This window comes from Vibrio sp. TAP-3B (genome assembly GCF_057784735.1).
The window spans coordinates 466,998-487,711 of record NZ_CM173495.1; the positions used below are offsets into that span (position 1 = coordinate 466,998).

Sequence of the window (20,714 nt, forward strand, 5' to 3'; positions counted from 1 at the left end):
TTTACCCATCCCGCTAATGCCATAGGTAAGTTAACTTGAAGATACTGATCGTCGAAGATGAACATAAAGCCGGAGAATATCTACAAAAGGGGTTGATTGAGTCTGGGTATGTAGTGGACTTAGTGCACGACGGTGTCGATGGGCTCTACCACGCGACCAGTGAAGAGTATGATCTGATTCTCCTCGATATTATGTTGCCAAAACTCGACGGTTGGCAGGTACTTAATACATTGCGTAGTAGCGGGATTCACACGCCAGTGATTATGCTGACAGCAAAAGAACAAGTAGAAGATCGTGTACGTGGCTTCGAGCTAGGCGCTAATGATTATGTGGTAAAACCTTATGCGTTCGCTGAACTAATGGCACGAATTCAAAATGTATTTCGTGCGCAGGTGGTCGCTTCGCCCCAAATATTACGCGTAGCGGATTTGGAGCTGGATATGATCAAACGGGTTGCCACGCGAGCAGGACACTCGATCCCTCTTACTGCCAAAGAATATGCCTTATTAGAACTGATGATGCGAAAAACTGGACAAGTGCTTTCTCGCACCACGATTGCCTCGTTAGTCTGGGATATGAATTTTGACAGTGATACCAATGTCATTGATGTGGCGGTCAAACGCCTGCGCAGTAAAGTGGATAAACCTTTCGATAAACCAATGATTCACACAATTAGAGGAATGGGCTACAAATTAGAAGATATCCCCGATGCCTAAACTTTCACTCCCTTTATCTATGAAAAACAGGCTCGTGCTGATGTTCATTGGTATGACGCTTGTCACCTATTTTTCTTTGGCTTTCATTCTCCACTATGCGATAGAACGCCACTTTTACACTCAAGATTTCAACTATATCTCCAGTAGGTTTAATGCCATTGATAAGGATTTAGAAAAGTCGCCAGAATCAATATTTAAACAGTCAAACAGTACCCCACTCTACATGTGGGTGTTTAAAGGCAAAAACGCTATCTATCAAAACTCAAGCCTAACGATTCCTCAAGTTCGGGCCTATACCCTCAGCTCGCCACAAATTTTAAACAACGACCGGGCGATAGAATGGAGCGAAGATTCGCTTAATATTCGTGCCTTTGCATTTCAGACGGGCGATTATGTGGTCGTGCTTGGTATGAGTATTAATCACCACTTTTTATTTTTAGACAAGTTGAATTGGATTCTATTCTGGTTACTTGGCTTTGCATTTTTAGTCTCTTCTGTATTTAGCAGCTTTATCGTAAAGCGAGGGCTTCAACCGCTCGTTGGACTTAATAAGCACATTCAGCAAGTTTCGCTAGAACAGATGGGGATCCGTATCGATCCTGATTCTTTGCCAACAGAACTGCGAGACTTGGCAAACAAGCACAATGCAATGCTCGATCGATTACAGATGGGGTTTCGTCGGTTAAGCGAGTTTTCTTCGGATATTGCCCATGAATTAAAAACGCCACTTACCAATATTACGACGCAAAACCAGGTTATTTTGGGAGCCTGCCGATCACCAGAAGAGTATCAGGATGCGATAGCCTCAACGTTGGAAGAGCTCTATCGCATCACTAAGACCATCAATGATTTGCTGTACATCGCGAAAGCAGAAAACAAGCTAATACATCGCAATGACGAAGTGTTCGCAGTGCATGAGGAACTTGCTCGCCTAGTGGATTATTTTGAGATACTCGCTGATGATGCCGAAGTGCAGATAGTAAGCTCTGGTAAAGGGCGACTTTACATGGATAAGAATATGTTTGAGCGAGCCGTGGGCAATTTGCTTTCTAATGCCATTCGCCATGCTTATGCTCATTCGACGATCATTATTAAAGTACAAGAAGTCGGCAAACACTTAACAATATCAGTCAGTAACCAGGGTGACGAGATTCCTAAGCAAAGCTTACCGTATATTTTCGATCGTTTTTATCGGGCAGATAAATCACGCCAAAATCTGGGGAGCATTGGCGCTGGATTAGGCTTATCCATCACTCAATCAATTGTGCACGCCTATGATGGTGAGATAAATGTAAAGTCTAAAGGCCAACACACGACCTTCCAAATCACCTTGCGCTCCGCGAGTTAGTTATGTCTCATGGCAAGAACAATCCGGCCAGTAGTATGTAAGTGGCCGGATTGTTGCCTGATAAAGAATTGAACACTAGCCAAAGAAATAAGCTAACGCTAAGATCAAGACTAACAACACACCTATCCCTTTAAGCATAGAACCCATTTCGTTATTGTTGGGGCCTCCTGCAGGAGGTCGATTACAGCAACTCATAATATATTCTCCATGTTATAAGCCAATACCAAAATTCTTAGGCAGTGGCAGGTTAGTCATATTTTTTATACAGGCTTGGTTTACCATTTTTATCGAAAGCGACAACGTTGAAGTTTTTATATGCTTCTCCATCACGAGCCATACCTGGGGAATAACGAGGCATTCCTGGTACTGATATGCCTGATATATTTGCCGGACGTTCTTTTAGAAGACGGGCTACCTCTGCCTCTGGCACATGACCTTCAATCATATAGCCATCAATAATCGCGGTATGGCATGAGCTAAGCTGTTTAGGCATATTGAAAGGCGCTTTCACTGAATCCCAGTTGTGTTGTTTGTGAACGTTGACTTGATAGCCTTCTTTCTCCATTGTGGCCGCCCATTGACTGCAACAACCACAAGTTGGTGATTTATAAAGTTCCACGACTGGGTTAGCGAAGGCATTTACACTAAACACAAGTGCTGAAATTGCTGTAATGTTAAGATACTTTTTCATCAAATTTCCCTTAATTTTTTAGAACATGACATGCATGTCAAGAACATGCTGTTTGTACTTCAATCTGTAATCACCGGCATTTGCGGTCCATGAGTAGGATTTGGTCTCATAAGGTTCAATTGACAATGCACGGCCAGATCCAATCGGCTTCAACGTCAAATCCAGGGTTTCAAAGGTTTTGTTTAAAATAACCAGTTGATTAGTATTGCTTTTGTCGACGTTTACTTCGGTGTATGAAACGTCACCATCTATCGTCCATTCAATGAGCTGTAGATTACCTAAGGCTTTCAGATATCCCGCCAACAGATACTTTTCTCCATCGCTAAGCGCATTATTCAGGAGCTGCATTGTCGGTTCATTTTTGAGCGCATCATTTATCTGGCTTAATGAGTGGTCTCGTATATTGCCTCCCACGTTACCACCCCCTTGTGCAAACAGACCATGGCAGGCGCTGCAGCCATAACCACCAACGGTACGAAAAAGCGTTTCTGCTTGTTTAAATTTTGCGGAATCCAATGTTAATGCCGGTACATCTTGGTTTGCCTCTTCTACACTCATTTGTTCCTTTGTGTGATTCGTACCTTCATGGGCAAATGCTGTCAGTGCATGAGAACCTAATAGAAAGGCAGAAAAACAGACTAAAAATATTCTGGTATTCATGAGGTTACCTTCTCGCGCTTATAAGCACGGCTACTAAGTGTTCGTTAAACTAATGACGTGGTTGAGCAGGTTATATTGACAAGCGCTATTTAGAATGAGCTTGTGAATGTAACGATGGACAGAGCGATAGCCCTTGAGGGATTTAGACTATTGGAGGTCGGTATAACGAACGAGTAACCGAGTTTACACACTCGACAGTGTCTGCAAGGAAAGGTATCAAACGAGAGGTTTGATGATGACTAACGATAACTTGTGATATGAGTGGATAACTGGCCGTACAGCTTGCGGGACAGCATTGATGCGCAGAAACATCGCTATTTGCTGTGTCATGGCAGTCAGTTTTTACAGCGAGAGTCTCATGTTGTGATGATGAACAATCTATGTGTGCATCATGTGATAGAGAGAGTGACGGCTGCGCACCAGCCTGATTTAGAACTGGTAAATTAAGAGATGCATTAACAGGCATACTGGAGAGCACTAAAGCAACCAGTGTTAGCCCAGTCAACCAAATTGTGTGCAGCGGTTTTAGCATCACAACCTCTCAATTACCGATACAATATCGATTTACAAAACTCACTTAAAAATATAAACCCTTCCCCTAGGGAAAGGTCAATAGGATCGAATAAAAACCATACTAATACTGAGACTTTAAGGCATGTATATCCAGCCCTATTCTTCTTATCAGTCTTTGGTCAGCGCCGACACCTCATTTTTTATCAATAATAACTAACGTACCACGGTACATTTGCATCTGACAGGTAAAGCTATATTCTCCTGGTGATCCGGGAGGCAAATAAACATCTTTATTTTTGTTCAGTGGCAGCTCTTCACTAATATCAAAGTCGGCAAATACCACGGTCGCAGCGCAAGGTGAAGCATCTTTGCGCAGAAACCGTAATGTTGTAGGCTTACCTGCCTGTATTCGGATACGTGATGGTTCATAGGTACCGTTTTCAACTTTTATCGAGATCACTCCCTCATCCGCCGTCACCTCTTTTGCTTTATACAGCCAAAACCACCAGACAATTAAGCCTATTAACAGCAGCCCGAGTAGATTAATTATTATCATGTCACTCCCTCCCGTTAATGTTCTTTTGCCTTGAACAACCGTAATCGGTTTGCATTACTCACTACGGTTAATGATGAGAATGCCATTGCCGCGCCAGCGATTACAGGATTTAACAGCACCCCGAAGAACGGATAAAACAGTCCGGCAGCAAACGGAACACCAGCGACGTTATAAATAAACGCTCCGAATAAGTTCTGTTTTATATTACGCAACGTTGCTTTACTTACCGCTATAGCATCCGCAAGACCGTGTAAGGAGCCTCGCATCAATGTGATATCAGCACTTTCAATGGCCACATCGGTTCCTGTACCGATGGCAAAGCCAACATTGGCCAAGGCCAGAGCAGGAGCATCATTGATACCGTCACCGGTCATGCCAACAATTTCTCCCTCCGTTTGTAGCTCTGCAACTTTATTCGATTTATCTTCTGGCAAGACTTCTGCGAAAAACTCCTTAATTCCCACTTTTTCGGCCACGGCTTTGGCTGTTGCCCTATTGTCGCCGGTGAGCATCACAACCCGGATACCATTGTTCTGCAATCGCTTGATTGCACTGATGGAGTCTTCCTTGATCGGATCGGATACGGCAATGATGGCAGCCAGCTTACCATCGACAGCAAGATAAATAGGAGTCTGCGCTTCTTTGGCCATTAGCTGAGCCGTTTCGATATGTGGTTCAATATCAATTGACTGATCGCGCATCAGCTTTTCGTTACCAAAAAACAACCGATGTCCACGGACGACGCCTTCTACTCCATGTCCGGCTATCGCCTGAAATTTCTCAGCTTGTTCAGGAACCAAGTCCCGATCTTTGGCTGATTCAACAATCGACAACGCCAATGGGTGTTCGGAACCTGCCTCAAGGCTGGCAGCCAGTTGCAATACTTCATTTTCATCAGAGGCTTCTGCCAGATAGATACGGGTCACTTTAGGCGACCCCAACGTTATCGTGCCGGTTTTATCAAGGATCATGGCGGTTATTTTTGACGATGTCTGTAAAGCCTCACCATTTCGGATCAATACTCCGGCTTCTGCTGCTTTACCGACCCCAACCATAACAGACATAGGTGTCGCCAAACCCAGAGCACAAGGACAGGCAATAATTAACACAGAGGTAGCAGATACTGTAGCAAAAGCGACTGCGGGGGCTGGGCCAAAGTTGAGCCACATAAGGGAACTGACGATGGCAATAATCATCACTACGGGAACAAAGTAAGCAGAGATGACGTCAGCAAGGCGTCCAATAGGCGGTTTTGAGTTTTGTGCCCGTTTCACCATGCTTATAATTTGAGCCAACGCAGTATCTTTACCAACCCTAGTTGCTTCAAATAAGATTGACCCACTTTTATTCATCGTTCCTGCGACCACCTTATCACCAGTGGTCTTCTCGACCGGCATAGGTTCGCCTGTCAGCATCGATTCATCTATGCTGGTGTGGCCCTCTAGTACCTCCCCGTCCACTGGAACCTTTTCTCCCGGCCTGACTCTGACGTTATCACCAAGCAGTACTTCCTCAATAGCAATATCAACATCTTTACCATCTCGAATTACCCGAGCCGTCTTTGCCTGTAAGCCAATTAACCGCTTAATCGCTTCTGATGTTCGCCCCCGAGCTTTTATCTCTAGGGCTAAACCAAGGTCAATTAAGCCAATAATCATAGCGGAAGCTTCGAAATAGACATGGCGTGCCATTTCCGGTACAAAATTTGGGAAAAAAACCACGACCATGGAATAAAGCCATGCCGTTCCAGTACCTAGTGCAATGAGGGTATCCATATTAGCGCTATGGTTGACAAAAGACTTCCATGCACCAATGTAAAAATGCTTACCCGAGAAATACATTACGCCTAAAGTCAGCAATCCGACGACAAACCATGCAATTCGCTCTGTGGTTGTTGTGACTGTCATTTCACCGACAACAATACTGTAGAGCATTAAAGGAATACCAATTGACAAGGCGACTGTCATTTCTCGTATCAAGCGCTTGTAGTATGCCCAGTCTGCTTGCTCTTTGTCGTCAAGCAACTCTTCATCGCTTGCTTCTTCGCCACTTCTGGCGTTATACCCCGCACGCTCAACCGCTTTTATCAACATCTCAGGAGAGGCGCTTCCCGTTACTGTCACGGTACGTAAAGCAAAGTTCATTGTGGCATTGTCTACGCCATCTACCTCCAATAAAGCTTGCTCTATCTTTCGGGTACAACTGGCGCAGGTCGCCCCATCGATAATTAGCTCACACGTTACGCCATGCTCATTATGGATATGAGAATTGTTCACTTGAACCTCCTCTGCTTATTGAGGCTTGATACAACCCACTAGAAAGGTTAGTGATCCTGCGCCTCTGTCCCCGAAGTACCTTCGGCCAAATAATTGACTAAATCATCTAGATCCTGTTCACTCATCATCCAACGCGGCATTGTCGAATCCAGATGCTCTCCGGACGGGTTGACACCAAAGGTGATCACCTGTTTAAGACTTTCTTTGTTGTATGCCGGATGATCGCCATGTCCATCACTATGTTCGCCAAACAAAACCTCGGCTTTCAATGAAGGAGGCTTCTGCCAGAAAGACGGATACATCCGCCGACCACCTTCGCGTTGCTCGCCATGGCAGTCGGCACAAGCAGTAAAATGCATCCGAGCGCGCATATTCCCTCCTTGATAAGCAATCATGCTTCCGGTTTGACTTCTTCCGGTGAAATAGATCTGTTCACCGTTTGTAGGGTATGTGCGGCTCTTATCTACTGTGGAATACATGTGGCTAACCGACATATCACAACCGACTAATACAAGGGTGGTAAGAAGCCATCCCCACCGTAGTTGCCTTATTTGTATTTTCATGCCTAATCAACCTTTATGAAGAGCTAAAAATTACGACACAATAGGTTCCGTTACCGTAAAAATAGCCCAGTCAGGATCAGATTGGAGATAACTTTATTCATGACCATGACTCTGCTGTTGATGTATTTCATCCGACTCCAGCATTTGTTCCATCATCATATTCATCATGCCCATCCTCTGTTCCATCATATTCATGCGTTCATCGACCTTCATTTGATCATGCTGTGCGCTCGTATCTCCCATCATCATATGCATACCTTCCTGCATACTATTGTGGTGTTCTCGTAGTAATTGCTCACGCTTTTCAGGGTCACTTTCTTGCTTAATACTTGCCATTAGCGATTGCATTTCGTGCATATGTTTGTGCATCACATCCATTTGAACGCCACTCATCATTCCCATCGCCATTCCACCTTGTTGCGCACCGTGGTTTTCCTGATGCGCACTGGCAACAATAGGTGTCGATGCCAACACGGCCGAGACTGCAATGGTAGTAATCAACGTTTTCATACGATTCTCCTTAAATAATTTTTGTCTGAAAAATCTAAAGCTGTTTAGGAAACCAACCGGGAGTAAGCTTCATGTACTGAAGATATTCATCACCGAATTCTTGTATTGAGTATTTCTCTTCGCGATTAGCAAGACGTACATATAGAACCACAAGAATTGGAAACATAATCAGGGTCGGAATAGTTGGCCACTGTAATAAGAAGCCCAGCATGATAAGGATAAAAGCGATATATTGCGGATGCCGACAACGGGCATACCACCCTTCCTTAGCGACAACATGTAACTGCTGCGCCCGATGAAGCGCACTCCACGCGGTTGCTAACATATAGAATCCAAAGAAAATAGCGAACATACTTAATATATGCATCGGGTCCCAATGGGGATCCCCCTCAAAACCGAACAACGTGTGCCATAAATGTCCGTTTTCATGTGTTAAAAAATCAACATTGGGAAATTGCTCCGTTAACCAACCAGACAATAAATAGATAGTTAATGGAAACCCGTACATTTCTGTAAACAAAGCGACAATAAATGCTGAAAAAACACCTAAGCTGCGCCAGTCCGTTTGGCTTTTCGGTTTCACAAAACTAAATGCAAAGAAGATGAAGATCGCTGAGTTCATCAGTACCAAGCCCCAAAGCCCGTAATCACTTCCTTCGCTCATGATTCTCGTCCTCGTCTTCAGATTTGTGTTTAGTCAGACGCCAGCTCTCTTCCATATGACCATCTTTGCCTCTATCTGAAGACGATTCATCTCGTTGCCCATATTCTCGATGGTGAACATCATTATGATGATGGCCATGACCATGGTGCATAAAAAGATGCATCACAGGACAGAGCAAAAGAATGAGGTATGGAAAATACTCAAAAACATGCTCACGATGTTCGGTTATAAGAAAATAACTCGCAGCGCCAATCAGAGCGATAGCACCCCAACCGTTCGGTGTGGTCCAAAAAGAACGTGATTGCCTTGCCATTATTCTTCCCCATGAAATCTGTGTTCTTCGGCCTTTGAAGGTTGTTTTGTATGGATCCGATAAAGGCCATCTACGGCTTCCACCGCAACCAATCCTTCCGCGTCCGCATTAACATACGCAGTATCAACGATTAGCTTGGCTATTTTTTCTGCATGCTCAGTAATGGTATAGATGGTTAGCTGGATATGTTTAATAAGATGTTGCTCATCTATGGCATCAAAATACTTCCCTCGACCATACACTTCATGGACCGTGAAGCCAGTTACACCATGCTTGATAAGGCTAGTTTTCACTGCATCTAATCGCTGTTCATCGAAGATTGCGATTACTTTCTTAAAAGTCATCCGTTATTCCTCTCAGCACTTCCGCTACTTCACTTCAGTTTTATCTAGTCCCATATTTACTATACGAATAAGTACTTTCAGCAAACTGACGCATAGATGACATTTCTGTAATCTAGCCTCATGATGGATTTATACTACGAAGTTTCTATAAAAATCGGGGACGGATTGTCTTTTAGGTTTTCGGATTAGGTTTAGTATGGAAAACTGCAGGAACAGGATGGAGGTGAACTTTCACTCTAAATTACTTTGGGGCAAGGACGTGTTTGTCGAGATCGACGTCAACACGTCCTTTGGACAAAAGTGATTTAGAGATATTGTAACTTCTGAGGCACATCGGGTTAGAAAAAGTATCTTAAAACCTTAATCACTTGTTATATTGGGTTTCGATGTTTATAAATGCCTCTCCAACCTCTTTTACATAATTGTCTATCACTTTCATGAACAAAGCAGAGTCCTTGTAATCCAGCCCGCTATTTTCATCTTCAATATAGGTGGTCAAAAAGACAGAAGTAATTTGCGCAAGACTAATTGCTGTAAAGTGTGCAGGTTCTGTAAGCCCCGAATTAGATTGACCACAAAGTAACATATCATGCTTCGCTTCTCTCATCGCATATAAGGAAGCCATCTCGTAATAGTCAGAATGAACGTTACGACTAGCTAGCTTATAATTATGAGACCATTTATCAAGCTCTACAAATTCACGTAGTTTACCAATTTGCTTAAAACCAGTGTGTTTTCTAGCCCAATGCCACCCGGAGTCACCATTGGTTATTGCTTGTTTAAGATCAGCGTAAAGCTTTGCCTCTTCTTCTGAAAAAGTTTCTTGCCCCATTGCATCCGCCGTTTTTCGGTGTTCTTCAATTCCCTCAGCAGTTTGAACCATTCCATGTTTGATATAATCAATAGCTGCTTCACGTCCACATTTTTTAATCACTAGACACGTAACAACCATTTCATACAAAGTACGCCAACGAGCCAGAGCAGCATCAGGATATCCACCTTCTAAAAGGTGGATTATTTCCCCTGAAATACGACATGCGTGAGCGTGCTGACGCATGAAAACGCCAATCAACTCATCAGTTTCATATTTAGGGATTTTTATGAACTGCTGCTGAAAGTTCATACCAGCCTCTAAGCAAGTTTCTCTTAACATATGCAGCTTCGTGAAACCTAGAGCCCACCTTTTACGATTTCTATTTATAAAAGCGTCATGCTCAGACATAACACGTTTAACGTTACCTTCTTCTTGCTCATTGATATCTTCAATTAATAAAGACGCAGCCAAATCAATGACTGACTCGTAACCAGGATCACTACCATCTTTTCGGAGTTTTTCTTCCACAAGATCTAACAGTTCTTCGAACAATTTTTACTCCTAACTTTGATACCAATATAACGCTTTCTAGACGGCTTCTAGCCGTCTTTTATTCATCTATAATGCGGTCTTTCTTATCGTAGTTCAATTGATAATCAGCATGTTAGCTAGATGTATGGGAAGTTAGACTGCAAAATGGCGCATAATTTTAGAAAGTCCAACATTCAAACTTTGTCTATAAATTTTAGTAAGCCAAACGCACATTGGAAAAATGTGTATTACATTCGAGGCTACAACAGAGTGGGGCATAATCGTGCCAGATTGAAGAGGCTGTCACGAAGTGGGACATTTCAAATTACTGTATGCCCCTTTCAGTAAAATCTATAAGGCGCTCTACAAGACATCAGCAAATTTGGGGAGAGCACTGGAAGACGATAACTCTTCTCCTTCTAACTTTCCTTCTCTTGCTAGGCGCTGTTTGTTCATCGCTTGTGTTTCGTAATAGTCCTGTGCAATCGCTGTTTCAATGAACCCCACAGACTGCTCGGTAAAGTCACTTACCGCATGTTTGATCTCTTCCAGCGAGACACTGAAAAACTCTTTACGGCGATTAATCATATTCAATCGGTGAGTATCAAACTTATCGTGAAGTTTCTTCTCTAGAGTTGGAGCATCATCAGTATGAATCATTGCATGTACATCAAAGGTAAACGGTACTGAAGCATCTCCAAGCTCTTTCACTCTATCCATTGGTTCTAATCGACGGGTCATGCCTATCTTGTAGACATTTTCCCCAAACGATCCAATGTTAGAAATAACATAAACATGACCTTGCTTAGTTTGCTCCGCCATTGATTGAGCGCGTTGGTGCTTGCGCTCTGCTTCCTCTAAATTTGCCTGTAACTGTGCAATCTGTTTTTCTAGTTCTGATTTCATTTCGTCGCTAGCTTTTTCAAGCTCTTTTCTCGCAGCATCCAAAGCTTTGTGATAACGTTTTTCTTCCTTTATAGCTTCCGCTTCTGCTTTTTTTATCTCTGCCTCTATTCTTGCTTCTTCACGCATTTGTGCTTTGATTTCCGCCTGTTCTTCTTTCTCGCGTTGTTTCTTTTCACGATATTCGTAAGTCAATTGGAGTTCTTTTAACTTTTCTTTGAGATAACGCTCTGTAATAGATATGGCATTCGGTTCATTTAGCTGGTTGATTGCGGCGAACGCTTTCTTTATACGTTCTTCCATCTTTGTAACGTTTTTCCACGTACAGTTGGCAATAGCTGCCTCACATTCGTTATTGAAGGCTCTTGCGGTGAGACGAATACTCTTGTTGGTCATTTTCTTGCCTTCGGTTCGAGAACCGTCGACAGCCCATTCACGGTAGCAGTGTATCGCTCCACTGGAAGACTTCTCTCTCAACAAGGTTTTCTGGCACTCCTTACATTTCTTGATCTCTTCTTTGAATGTTTCAGATGCATCAAAATCGAACTTTGGCTCATAGAATCCGAGTTCGATAAGCTCAATATCTTCGCTGAATATGGCGATTTGCTTAGTTAAAGAGTCATAAGTGATTTTCTTACTTTTGTAGTCGACCTGAAGTTCACTGATCTGCTCTTCAACAGATTGACGTTTCGTAATTGCCTCGTCTCTCTTGGATTCGATTTCGCGTAAGGCTTGACTCGCTTTTTCTTCTATCTCATTCTTGTCAATTTTCAGCTGATCCTTGATTTGCTCGCACTCAGCTTCAATATCAAATATCTGAGAGTATTTTTCTTTATACTCTTCGATTGTTGTTGCTGCCTCTGATAATTGAGTTTCTGTAACTGCCAGTTTCTGACTCAGCTTTGAAGACTTTCTTACCCAAAAAAGCCCGACAACAAGCAAGATTACTATAGCTCCTATTAGCATGTAAGTTAGTGAAATTTGTTCCATTTACCGCCCCTACCGTCTCATTAAATATGAAACTGATAAGATAACTAATATCTACTCTCGTGTAACCGAGCAAATGTCACAATCGAGATATTTGTGTGCGGAAAATGTGAGTCAATCATCCTGACTTCATGTGCCAACATGCTTCGAGGCTTTCTATTAGTATTTGTATGGAAAAGCCCGATGAGCAGGATGTGAATGAATTCCTACTCTAACTGAAAATGGGGCATAAATGAGCCAGCACAGATCTGGACATAAACGCGTTAGATTAATGACTCTAACGCGCTTATCTGAGATTAGATAAAGTATCTTGAAACCTTAAACACTTGTTAGCACTCATTCTCAACAACAAGGCACGCTTGTGAAACTTGTTTTGCGAAGTCAGCCAACACATGGTTGAACACAATAGTGTCGATACTTGGATACGGTGTTAAGCACGCTGTTGTAGTAAACAGTAGCGATAATACGGTACAGTCAATAGGCTCCAAGTGACCAAAACTACTAGCGCCAACTAGAAATAAGGGATTTTGCTCGTTACAACTGGTACCCAAATTCGCATAGTTAACTTTAGACGGAGCGTGGTTTTTTTCACATGCCCAAGAGAAATAGGGGCGATAGTGGTCGAGACCAACTAACTCTTCTAACGTCTTTAATGATATATATTTGTTTTTGCCGATGCCATTATCTGTGGCTAAAGGTCTAGCCCATTCATAGTCGCCTTTTCTACCATAATCCTCACCGAGAATTGCTAATGCTTCCGCTTCTCGAAGCAAGTTTGCTTCCCGCATTTCCTCAGTAAACGGAGCATGATTTAGACGCTGATGATATTTGTCGTAACAGCGCATACCATTGGCATTTTTTACATGCTCAGACAACAGAAATCTAAAACCCGATTCTTTAGATAAAGCAATAGCTCTCGCACAAACAGCTAATTCATGCGATGTACGCCAACGAGCCAGAGCCCCATCCGCAAAACCCGCTGAAACTAAAGCTTGAGTTTCACGAGCCACTAGAATTGCTTTTGCATGAAGTTGAATTAACGCTATGAACTGATGATCTTCAGCTTTTTCGGCAGACTCTTCATTGTGTTTTCTATATTCAGAAACAACCTCAAATGCTAATTGTATATAACTGTCGAACAGACTAAATGCTTGCTCCCACTTCTCTACATTAAGAGACTCAAATTCACGCCTTTCTAGCAATGTATTTTGGTAGCTTTGAGATGAAAAATTCAGGTAATTCTTGAGCATTGGCTCTGCAATGGACTTTGTTATTTCAGTCAACTTTTCACTCGACATCTCACCAAGTTCTTCAGCTAATTCGTAAAGCTGATCTTGCATATCTCCAAACTTATACCCAATTGTCAATTTATACTCCTATGAGTGCTAACGCCCGCCTAAGGGGCTGACAACGCAAACAACCAGACTAAAACTAACCAGCCGCAACCTCAAAGCTCATTAAAGCCAAAAGTGGCGAGCGTTGGAAGTCTCGCTTGAGGCGTTTGTTAGCTGCGTTCTTCAGTATTCGACACTCTATAAAATATACTAACGTATAAAAGAGCATATTCACGCCTCGCTTCTTCAAGTTCATTTAAATGATCTTGACCAGAACGATTTCCTGAAAAATTGATTAACCCTAAAGCTTTTGTAATCGCAGACTCAAACCGAACGACTAGTTCATAAGATTTATGATCTTGAAGCATCTGGCAAATTGCCATAGCTTCAGCCAAGGCTACTTTTCTGCTTTCGACAGAAAATGAAATATAGTCGTCTAAAACTAGGCTGGCAAAATCACCTTTTAACGTTTTAGCATCTGTTTCCTTAGCAATTAAACCACTGTAATTGTGTAAAATCACCTCAGTTTTGGCATAAACTGGACTCAATACTTTTTGCAACTGTGTTGATGCTACTTGCTGATTTTTAAGTCTTTCAGTATTTCGAATCGAGCTTTGTTGAAGCTGTGCAAGTTCTATATCTTTTTGTTTAGTGATTTCAGCAACACGTTTAGTTTGTGCATATCCAAAAGCAGTCGTCCCTAACGCTACGGCGTATGGACCTACCGTTTTAAGAAGCTCAATAATATCTAAAGGTTGTTTTAAATCCGCCATTTAAACTCCATAAGCAGCTAACGCTTTCTATGCGGCTTTTAGCCGTCTTTCATATTCCTATGATGCAACCTTTTTAATACCACATCAACGTGTAATCAATAGGTTAATGAAAGTTAACGGAGGTTAGATTGCATGATGCCTTATAATTTCAGAAAAATGCTGCTACCCAAACTCCTTCGGATAACTTTTGATAGGGGAAAGTACTGTGAACTAAGTGAGCGAGAACTTTTAATCTGAATTGTTTTGGGGCAGAATTTTCTTAGCTCTTTCGCATCATAGTTGTGATAACCAAGAGATTCTGTCGTATTTTGAATGAGTTCATAGGCATTTTTTCAAAATATATTGGCCTCTATGGTTGCAATGCATGAAATATCTCCGATACTAAAACTTAGAAAATCTAAGTTTTAGGTGGCATGTGAATACAGACATTCAACTTTATTCTGATGAATCGCTTGAAAGCTTCTTTTTGCGTTTATCGCAAGAGCAAGGTTACGAGCGATTTTCTCATTTCGCAGAAGACATTTGGTTCGACACCATGGATCAGCATGAAGCGATTGCTGGTGCTTTCCCCTTAGAGCTCAACCGAGTCAATATCTACCACGCTCAAACCACAAGCCAAATGCGGGTGCGGGTTCTTATCCACCTTGAGAACCAACTAAAGCTCAATAACTTTGGTGTACTGCGCCTAGCGTTATCGCATTCAAAAGCTCAATTCTCTCCGCAATACAAAGCTGTTCATAGATTTGGGGTTGATTACCCTTATGCTTTTCTTCGCAAACGCTTCACGCCTATATGCCCTCTGTGTATTGACGAAGCTCCTTACATTCGCCAGCAGTGGCAATTTATCTCTCACCAAGCTTGTGAACATCATGGCTGTAAACTGATTCATCACTGCCCTGAGTGTAGTTCGAGGCTTGAATACCAAAGTACCGGGAGTATTAGCCAATGTGAATGTGGTTTTGAACTCCGAAACTCGCCAGTCGAAGATGCGCCAGAGGTTGAGGTATTAGTTGCTCAATGGTTGTCAGGGAATGATTCAAAACCCTTGGGATTACTAAAGGGAGAAATGACGTTATCTGAGCGCGATGGTTTTTTACTTTGGTATGTAAATCGTTATGGCGATATCGATAACCTCAGTTTTGAGTCATTCATCGAATACTGCGGCTCTTGGCCAACCTCATTGTGGCAAGACTTCGATGCTTTGAAAGAGAAGGCAGAACTCGTTCGAGTAAAAGATTGGAAGAAGGTATTTTTCAATGAAGCCTTTGGTGCTCTGCTTAAAGATTGCCGTCAGTTACCCAGTCGGCAGCTGAGTCACAATATCGTACTTACTCAGGTGTTAGCTTACTTTACAAAGCTAGTGGCAACAGTGCCTTCAAGCGCTAAAGGAAATATCGGTGATGTACTGCTCAGCCCCTTAGAAGCTTCCACATTGCTCTCTTGTACAACGGATGAAGTGTATCGGCTGTATGAGTTTGGTGAGATTAAAGCCGCGATCAGGCCGCGAATGCATACAAAGATAGCGAGTCATGAATCGGCGTTTACTTTAAGAAGTGTCATCGAAACAAAGTTGACTCGAATGAGCTCTGAAAGTGATGGTTTAAGTGTGTATCTACCTGAGTGGTAATTATGACGAAATTAAGTGACTTATTAACAATTGAAGACGAAGCAGTAAAGCAGTCTGCTTTAAAGAAGATGTTCATGCCCTATACGGAAGATGTCTGTGTTGATGGGTGTGAAAAAGAAGCGCTAACGATCTTGCTCAATCTCAGTTCAAGCCATCAATCAGATAGATGCTTGGATTGGTTGGATGTTGCCCGAGCTAAAAGGCATTTAAAAGCGGCTGAGAACCTAGAGGCGTCCCTTGGTGAAATCAAATGGTTCCATACTCATAATCTCAAGTTTCCAGACTGCCGAGTTAAAGATCAGCGGATAATTGCAAAACCTCTTACTACAACCGAGGCATTTATTTCAAGCGCAGTATTAGAGCAACGCTTGGGGTGGGCGCATAACTCTGCAGTGTATCGCCATACATTGTGGTTATTGAATCCTTTTCGTTGGCAATCACAGTCCGTGAGTCTTATTTCACTTATTCAGCAAGAAACCCCTGTTTGGCTCGATCTGCTTAAAGAGTTTGGTTTGGGTGTTAAGTCTCTTGCTCGCTTACAAAACACAATGGTAGAACAGCTACCTGAAAATAGCTTCCCTGTTAGTGTTAATACTCACAGCAAGCAACTACGGTTTCCATGGGAGGATGATTATGTCTCGGTCACCCCTGTGGTCAGTCATGCTATTCAGAGCGAGTTAGAGGCGAGATCGCGAAGTCAGGAAAGTAAGCTCAGTTTTGTGTCTTCATCGCTGCCAAACTCGGCAAGTATCGGGAACCTGTGTGGCAGTTTAGGTGGGCATATGAAAGTCTTAAACTACCCGCTAGACGTCAAACCAGCGCAAGGTGGGACATTAACTGAAAGTCGCAAAAAGAATGGCCACTACTTTGATGACTATCAGGTAACTAACGCTAAAATCTGTCAGGTGTTAAATCATCTAATTGGTTCAGAGCCATCAAAAACACAGAAGCAAAGGGAGAGCGCTCGTAAGGTTAGAAGTAAGATATTGCGAAAGCAGGTAGCCCTGTGGATGCTTCCATTAATTGAGTTAAGAGATATCGTTGACGCTGACCCCAACCAACAGCAATTGGAACATGATGACACTTTAGCTCAAGCCTTTTTAGTGCTACCAGAATCGGGTCTAGGCTCTTTAGCTAGTGAGTTTAATCGCCGCTTACATCTCACGTTTCAGAATAATAAGTATGCCGCAAAGTTTGCTTATCACCCTAAGCTTATGCAGGTCGTCAAAGCCCAAATCATATGGATCCTCGAACAAATCAGTAAACCAAATGGCAATGAAGATAAGGTAACGGGTGAGCAGTATATCTATTTGTCATCAATGAGGGCGCAAGATGCGGTCGCAATGAGTAGCCCATATATGTGTGGTGTTCCTTCTTTGACGGCTATTTGGGGCTTTATGCACCTCTATCAAAGAGAGTTTAATAAGTTAGTTAATTGTGACTCCCCGTTTGAGTTTTCGAGTTTCTCTTTTTATGTTCGAAGCGAGAACATTCAACAGACAGCGAAACTTACCGAACCTAACTCTGTCGCCAAAGCTAGAACGATTTCGAACGCTAAACGGCCAACCATTCGTAGTGAAGGATTGGCGGACCTAGAAATAGATTTAGTTATTAGAGTTCATAGTGATAGTAGAATATCAGACTTTAAATCAGCTCTTAAAACGGCACTTCCCGTTGCTTTCGCCGGAGGGGGGCTATACCAACCACAACTATCGGCGCAGATTGAGTGGCTTAGAACCTTTACTAGCAGGAGCGAGCTTTTCCATGTTTTGAAAGGGTTACCAGCATACGGGCGATGGTTATATCCAAGTGAGAGCCAGCCGAGTAGCTTTGATGAACTAGAGTGTTTAATAACGAAAGACGCTGATAATTTGCCGGTTTCGATTGGCTACCATTTGTTAGAACGTCCAACTAAACGGTGCAACTCGATCACCGATTGTCACGCCTATGCAGAAAATGCGATAGGGTTAGCTAAGAAAGTAAATCCGATAGAAGTACGTTTTAGTGGAAGAGATCACTTTTTCAACCATGCCTTTTGGTCGATAGAATGCAGTAGCGAAACTATTCTTATAAAAAACTATAGGGATTAATCGTTTATGGAACTTTGCACTCAGCTGAACTACGTTCGATCACTCTCTGCTGGCAAAGCATATTTCTACTATCTATCTAAAAGTGGTGAGATGTGCCCCCTTGAAATTGATAGGACTAGGTTGCGCGCACCAAAAGGTGGTTATGCAGAAGCATATAAAGGGGGCAAATTCGTAGAAAAGAATGTTGCTCCACAAGACTTAGCATACTCCAACCCTCAGTTCATCGAAGAGTGTTATGTCAAACCTGGTGTTGATGATATCTACTGTGCATTCCCTCTTCGAATTCGAGCTAACTCTCTAACTCCAGATACCTGTAGTGATGATGAAGTGCGCTCTAAACTTTTGTTACTGGCTAAAACATATGAAGAGCTCAATGGGTATCAGGAACTTGCTCTACGATACGCGAAGAACATTCTGCTTGGTACTTGGCTTTGGAGAAACAGAGAGTGTCGAACATTGTCGATAGAGGTGACCACCAGTGATTCACAAACCTTGATTGTCGAGAATGTAACAAGGCTTTCTTGGTATGGTCATTGGGATGAAGCTTCATCGGAATGCCTAGAAAAACTTACAACTTATTTGACGCGAGCCCTGTCTGACCCAACCGAATATTTCTACATGGATGTTAAAGCTAAAATTGGAGTCGGTTGGGGGGATGAGGTTTACCCAAGCCAAGAGTTCTTGGATGATCGAGAAGATGGTGCTCCTACTAAGCAGTTAGCTACCGTAGAATTATTGAACGGAGAAGAAACTGTTGCTTTTCATGGTCAGAAAATTGGTGCAGCATTGCAATCGATTGACGATTGGTGGCATGAAGAAGCAGATAAACCATTAAGAGTGAACGAATATGGGGCAGATCGAGAATACGTTATAGCAAGGCGACATGTTTCCCATGGAAATGACTTTTACCAATTAGTCAGAAATACAGAGAATTGGATTGAGACAATGACAGCTTCACAGACCATCCCAAATGAAGTGCACTTTATTATGTCGGTCTTGATCAAGGGTGGTCTCTTCAATTGCTCCAAAGCGAAGTAAGGATGACTATGACGAAGCGTTACTACTTCTACATACGTTATACCCCTGTTCAAGCCGACTGTGAGCTGTTAGCAGGGCGTTGTATATCTCAAATGCATCTGTTTATGGTCAATAACCGACAAGCCATCAATAAAATAGGCGTGAGCTTCCCTGATTGGAATGAATCTACGGTTGGTCAAACCATAGCCTTTGTTGCGGAAGATAAAGAGATGATGACTGGACTCTCTTTTCAGCCCTATTTTTCTTTGATGGTAAATGAAGGTTTATTTGAGATTTCCAGCGTATGTGAGGTACCAGACAATGCTTTAGAGGTGAGGTTTACCCGTAATCAAACGATTGGGAAAAGCTTTCTGGGTTCCAAGAAACGTCGAATTAAACGTAGCATGGCGAGAGCCGAACTACTTGATGCTGGAACATCATTACCAGTCACTAATGAAGAGCGTGTCGTCGATAGCTTCCATCGAATACCAATCTCCAGCGGTTCATCTGGGGAAGATTATATGTTGTTTGTACAAAAGGAGTTTGTCGGTGAGCGCGGTGCAGCAAACTTTAATAGCTATGGTTTAGCCAGCAATCAAGAAAGAAAAGGCACGGTACCTGAGTTACGTTTTTGACCCTTTCTCTAAAGCTGTTTTTTAGATAAATAAAAACAAGCACTTACAAAAGCACGAAGAAAAAGGTTATTTTGATGAATTGTGACTTTAAGCACGCAGAATCAGATGGTTAGAGACTATATTCTACAGTGTCCTGCCGCATAGGCAGCTAAGAATTTTCAAGTGTTGAGTACCCCTTTTCTACTACCCGTGTCCTGCCGCATAGGCAGCTAAGAATAGGTCAGGAAGAAAGCAACCGACCTGCTGAACAAGCAGTTAGAAGCAAAACCATCAAGTTTAGGCTTGATGGTTTTTTATAATCGGCTTTATTCATTACATTTTGTGATAGCAAAATTACAGCTAGCACGTTTCTGCCCCATTGTTTGTCAGCCAAAGAATTAGGGCGCTTCTTTCTGGCGTTGTATAGACCTAATTTTTCTAATCAAAGTGATGATAGTTTGGGGTCTTCTTTAAAGTGAAGTCCGTTGAGCTCTTCTTACTAGATTAGTTTTAACTGATTAGTGTCAGTTATCTTTAATAGAACCGAAACTATTGGGATTTTCTAACTCCAATATGCCATTACATTAATTGAGTCGGCTAGAACTTATCTTTATCTGAATTCACAGGTACTTAATATCTCGACAAGACATTCGAAGTCGCTAATAGCAAAAAATACCAGTGATGCGATGCAGGCTTAAGTTTCAATATAATCAGGCAGTGAGAGGAAAGCTGGTGCACCAGAAATACCGTTGTCGACAATTTTTTTACACATCAATTGCAATACTAACCCTACCTCAGAATTGTGAAAGTCTGTTCCATTTTATTCACTAGTTCTGAAATAGCTAAATTCCTATGTCCATAAGAAATATC

At 42.4% G+C, this 20,714-nt stretch carries 20 protein-coding genes; 7 read left to right on the forward strand and 13 right to left on the reverse strand.

All coding sequences use genetic code 11. The annotated features are described in order from the left end of the window. The first annotated feature begins 35 nt into the window (after positions 1-35). Positions 36-716, forward strand: a complete 681-nt coding sequence (locus AC3D28_RS02325) for a heavy metal response regulator transcription factor (RefSeq protein ID WP_488535401.1) — start codon at positions 36-38, stop codon at positions 714-716. Beyond that, positions 709-2,064, forward strand: a complete 1,356-nt coding sequence (locus AC3D28_RS02330; protein ID WP_488535402.1) for a heavy metal sensor histidine kinase — start codon at positions 709-711, stop codon at positions 2,062-2,064. Before AC3D28_RS02325 ends, AC3D28_RS02330 begins: the two co-directional genes overlap by 8 nt. A 247-nt stretch (positions 2,065-2,311) precedes the next feature. Here AC3D28_RS02330 and AC3D28_RS02335 read toward each other — a convergent pair whose 3' ends face one another. Beyond that, positions 2,312-2,755: a DUF411 domain-containing protein gene (locus tag AC3D28_RS02335; protein ID WP_065300091.1), complete on the reverse strand. Its 444-nt coding sequence runs from the start codon at positions 2,753-2,755 to the stop codon at positions 2,312-2,314. 18 nt (positions 2,756-2,773) lie between these two features. Continuing rightward, positions 2,774-3,415, reverse strand: coding sequence for a c-type cytochrome (locus tag AC3D28_RS02340; protein WP_065300092.1), 642 nt, complete (start codon positions 3,413-3,415; stop codon positions 2,774-2,776). A 261-nt stretch (positions 3,416-3,676) separates the two neighbouring features. Here AC3D28_RS02340 and AC3D28_RS02345 point away from each other — a divergent pair, with 261 nt between their 5' ends. Next, positions 3,677-3,862, forward strand: coding sequence for a hypothetical protein (locus AC3D28_RS02345; protein ID WP_155760000.1), 186 nt, complete (start codon positions 3,677-3,679; stop codon positions 3,860-3,862). Between the two features lie 259 nt (positions 3,863-4,121). Here AC3D28_RS02345 and AC3D28_RS02350 read toward each other — a convergent pair whose 3' ends face one another. The 11 genes from AC3D28_RS02350 to AC3D28_RS02400 all read right to left on the reverse strand — a co-directional run bounded on the left by AC3D28_RS02350 (position 4,122) and on the right by AC3D28_RS02400 (position 14,496). Next, positions 4,122-4,484 (reverse strand): cupredoxin domain-containing protein, encoded by a 363-nt coding sequence (locus AC3D28_RS02350; RefSeq protein ID WP_065300093.1) that lies wholly within the window; start codon positions 4,482-4,484, stop codon positions 4,122-4,124. A gap of 14 nt (positions 4,485-4,498) precedes the next feature. Then, positions 4,499-6,760, reverse strand: a complete 2,262-nt coding sequence (locus AC3D28_RS02355; protein WP_065300094.1) for a heavy metal translocating P-type ATPase — start codon at positions 6,758-6,760, stop codon at positions 4,499-4,501. Positions 6,761-6,807: 47 nt separating this feature from the next. Continuing rightward, on the reverse strand, positions 6,808-7,323 hold the full coding sequence (locus tag AC3D28_RS02360; protein ID WP_081280092.1) for a c-type cytochrome: 516 nt from the start codon (positions 7,321-7,323) through the stop codon (positions 6,808-6,810). 93 nt (positions 7,324-7,416) lie between these two features. Then, a complete protein-coding gene (locus AC3D28_RS02365) occupies positions 7,417-7,833 on the reverse strand; it encodes a hypothetical protein (protein WP_488535403.1) in 417 nt (138 codons plus the stop codon). 34 nt (positions 7,834-7,867) lie between these two features. After that, positions 7,868-8,497 carry a methyltransferase family protein gene (locus tag AC3D28_RS02370; protein WP_065300096.1) on the reverse strand — a complete coding sequence of 210 codons (630 nt, stop codon included), beginning with the start codon at positions 8,495-8,497 and terminating at the stop codon, positions 7,868-7,870. Beyond that, a complete protein-coding gene (locus tag AC3D28_RS02375) occupies positions 8,481-8,810 on the reverse strand; it encodes a DUF2933 domain-containing protein (RefSeq protein WP_065300097.1) in 330 nt (109 codons plus the stop codon). Before AC3D28_RS02375 ends, AC3D28_RS02370 begins: the two co-directional genes overlap by 17 nt. Further along, entirely contained in the window at positions 8,810-9,154 is a 345-nt protein-coding gene (locus AC3D28_RS02380; protein WP_065300098.1) for a P-II family nitrogen regulator, read from the reverse strand. The genes AC3D28_RS02375 and AC3D28_RS02380 overlap by 1 nt, the downstream gene beginning before the upstream one ends. Before the next feature lie 364 nt (positions 9,155-9,518). Beyond that, positions 9,519-10,520 carry a DUF5677 domain-containing protein gene (locus tag AC3D28_RS02385; RefSeq protein ID WP_488535404.1) on the reverse strand — a complete coding sequence of 334 codons (1,002 nt, stop codon included), beginning with the start codon at positions 10,518-10,520 and terminating at the stop codon, positions 9,519-9,521. Between the two features lie 342 nt (positions 10,521-10,862). After that, positions 10,863-12,392, reverse strand: a complete 1,530-nt coding sequence (locus AC3D28_RS02390) for an SNIPE associated domain-containing protein (protein WP_488535405.1) — start codon at positions 12,390-12,392, stop codon at positions 10,863-10,865. A 326-nt stretch (positions 12,393-12,718) separates the two neighbouring features. Next, on the reverse strand, positions 12,719-13,756 hold the full coding sequence (locus AC3D28_RS02395) for a DUF5677 domain-containing protein (RefSeq protein WP_146075931.1): 1,038 nt from the start codon (positions 13,754-13,756) through the stop codon (positions 12,719-12,721). A 137-nt stretch (positions 13,757-13,893) separates the two neighbouring features. Beyond that, complete coding sequence (locus tag AC3D28_RS02400; protein WP_488535406.1) at positions 13,894-14,496, reverse strand: hypothetical protein; 603 nt, start codon at positions 14,494-14,496, stop codon at positions 13,894-13,896. 415 nt (positions 14,497-14,911) lie between these two features. On the opposite strand from AC3D28_RS02400, the gene AC3D28_RS02405 reads away from it, so the two are divergent. The 4 genes from AC3D28_RS02405 to cas6f are packed head-to-tail and all read left to right on the forward strand — an operon-like array spanning position 14,912 to position 19,865. Continuing rightward, positions 14,912-16,123, forward strand: a complete 1,212-nt coding sequence (locus AC3D28_RS02405; RefSeq protein WP_372021598.1) for a TniQ family protein — start codon at positions 14,912-14,914, stop codon at positions 16,121-16,123. A 2-nt stretch (positions 16,124-16,125) separates the two neighbouring features. After that, positions 16,126-18,213 carry a type I-F CRISPR-associated protein Csy2 gene (locus AC3D28_RS02410; protein ID WP_488535407.1) on the forward strand — a complete coding sequence of 696 codons (2,088 nt, stop codon included), beginning with the start codon at positions 16,126-16,128 and terminating at the stop codon, positions 18,211-18,213. A gap of 6 nt (positions 18,214-18,219) precedes the next feature. Continuing rightward, positions 18,220-19,251, forward strand: a complete 1,032-nt coding sequence (gene csy3, locus AC3D28_RS02415; protein WP_488535408.1) for a type I-F CRISPR-associated protein Csy3 — start codon at positions 18,220-18,222, stop codon at positions 19,249-19,251. A gap of 8 nt (positions 19,252-19,259) precedes the next feature. After that, the gene (gene cas6f / locus AC3D28_RS02420; protein WP_488535409.1) at positions 19,260-19,865 is read left to right on the forward strand and encodes a type I-F CRISPR-associated endoribonuclease Cas6/Csy4; all 606 of its coding nucleotides are present in this window, start codon (positions 19,260-19,262) and stop codon (positions 19,863-19,865) included. The last annotated feature ends 849 nt before the right edge of the window (positions 19,866-20,714 follow it).

Bases quoted from the DNA above. Each gene is read 5' to 3' on its own strand.
- AC3D28_RS02340 (WP_065300092.1), bottom strand. From the start codon at position 3,415: ATGAATACCAGAATATTTTTAGTCTGTTTTTCTGCCTTTCTATTAGGT.
- AC3D28_RS02350 (WP_065300093.1), bottom strand. From the start codon at position 4,484: ATGATAATAATTAATCTACTCGGGCTGCTGTTAATAGGCTTAATTGTC.
- AC3D28_RS02400 (WP_488535406.1), bottom strand. From the start codon at position 14,496: ATGGCGGATTTAAAACAACCTTTAGATATTATTGAGCTTCTTAAAACG.
- AC3D28_RS02390 (WP_488535405.1), bottom strand. From the start codon at position 12,392: ATGGAACAAATTTCACTAACTTACATGCTAATAGGAGCTATAGTAATC.
- csy3 (WP_488535408.1), top strand. From the start codon at position 18,220: ATGGAACTTTGCACTCAGCTGAACTACGTTCGATCACTCTCTGCTGGC.
- AC3D28_RS02380 (WP_065300098.1), bottom strand. From the start codon at position 9,154: ATGACTTTTAAGAAAGTAATCGCAATCTTCGATGAACAGCGATTAGAT.
- AC3D28_RS02370 (WP_065300096.1), bottom strand. From the start codon at position 8,497: ATGAGCGAAGGAAGTGATTACGGGCTTTGGGGCTTGGTACTGATGAAC.
- AC3D28_RS02360 (WP_081280092.1), bottom strand. From the start codon at position 7,323: ATGAAAATACAAATAAGGCAACTACGGTGGGGATGGCTTCTTACCACC.
- cas6f (WP_488535409.1), top strand. From the start codon at position 19,260: ATGACGAAGCGTTACTACTTCTACATACGTTATACCCCTGTTCAAGCC.
- AC3D28_RS02330 (WP_488535402.1), top strand. From the start codon at position 709: ATGCCTAAACTTTCACTCCCTTTATCTATGAAAAACAGGCTCGTGCTG.
- AC3D28_RS02375 (WP_065300097.1), bottom strand. From the start codon at position 8,810: ATGGCAAGGCAATCACGTTCTTTTTGGACCACACCGAACGGTTGGGGT.
- AC3D28_RS02410 (WP_488535407.1), top strand. From the start codon at position 16,126: ATGACGAAATTAAGTGACTTATTAACAATTGAAGACGAAGCAGTAAAG.
- AC3D28_RS02335 (WP_065300091.1), bottom strand. From the start codon at position 2,755: ATGAAAAAGTATCTTAACATTACAGCAATTTCAGCACTTGTGTTTAGT.
- AC3D28_RS02365 (WP_488535403.1), bottom strand. From the start codon at position 7,833: ATGAAAACGTTGATTACTACCATTGCAGTCTCGGCCGTGTTGGCATCG.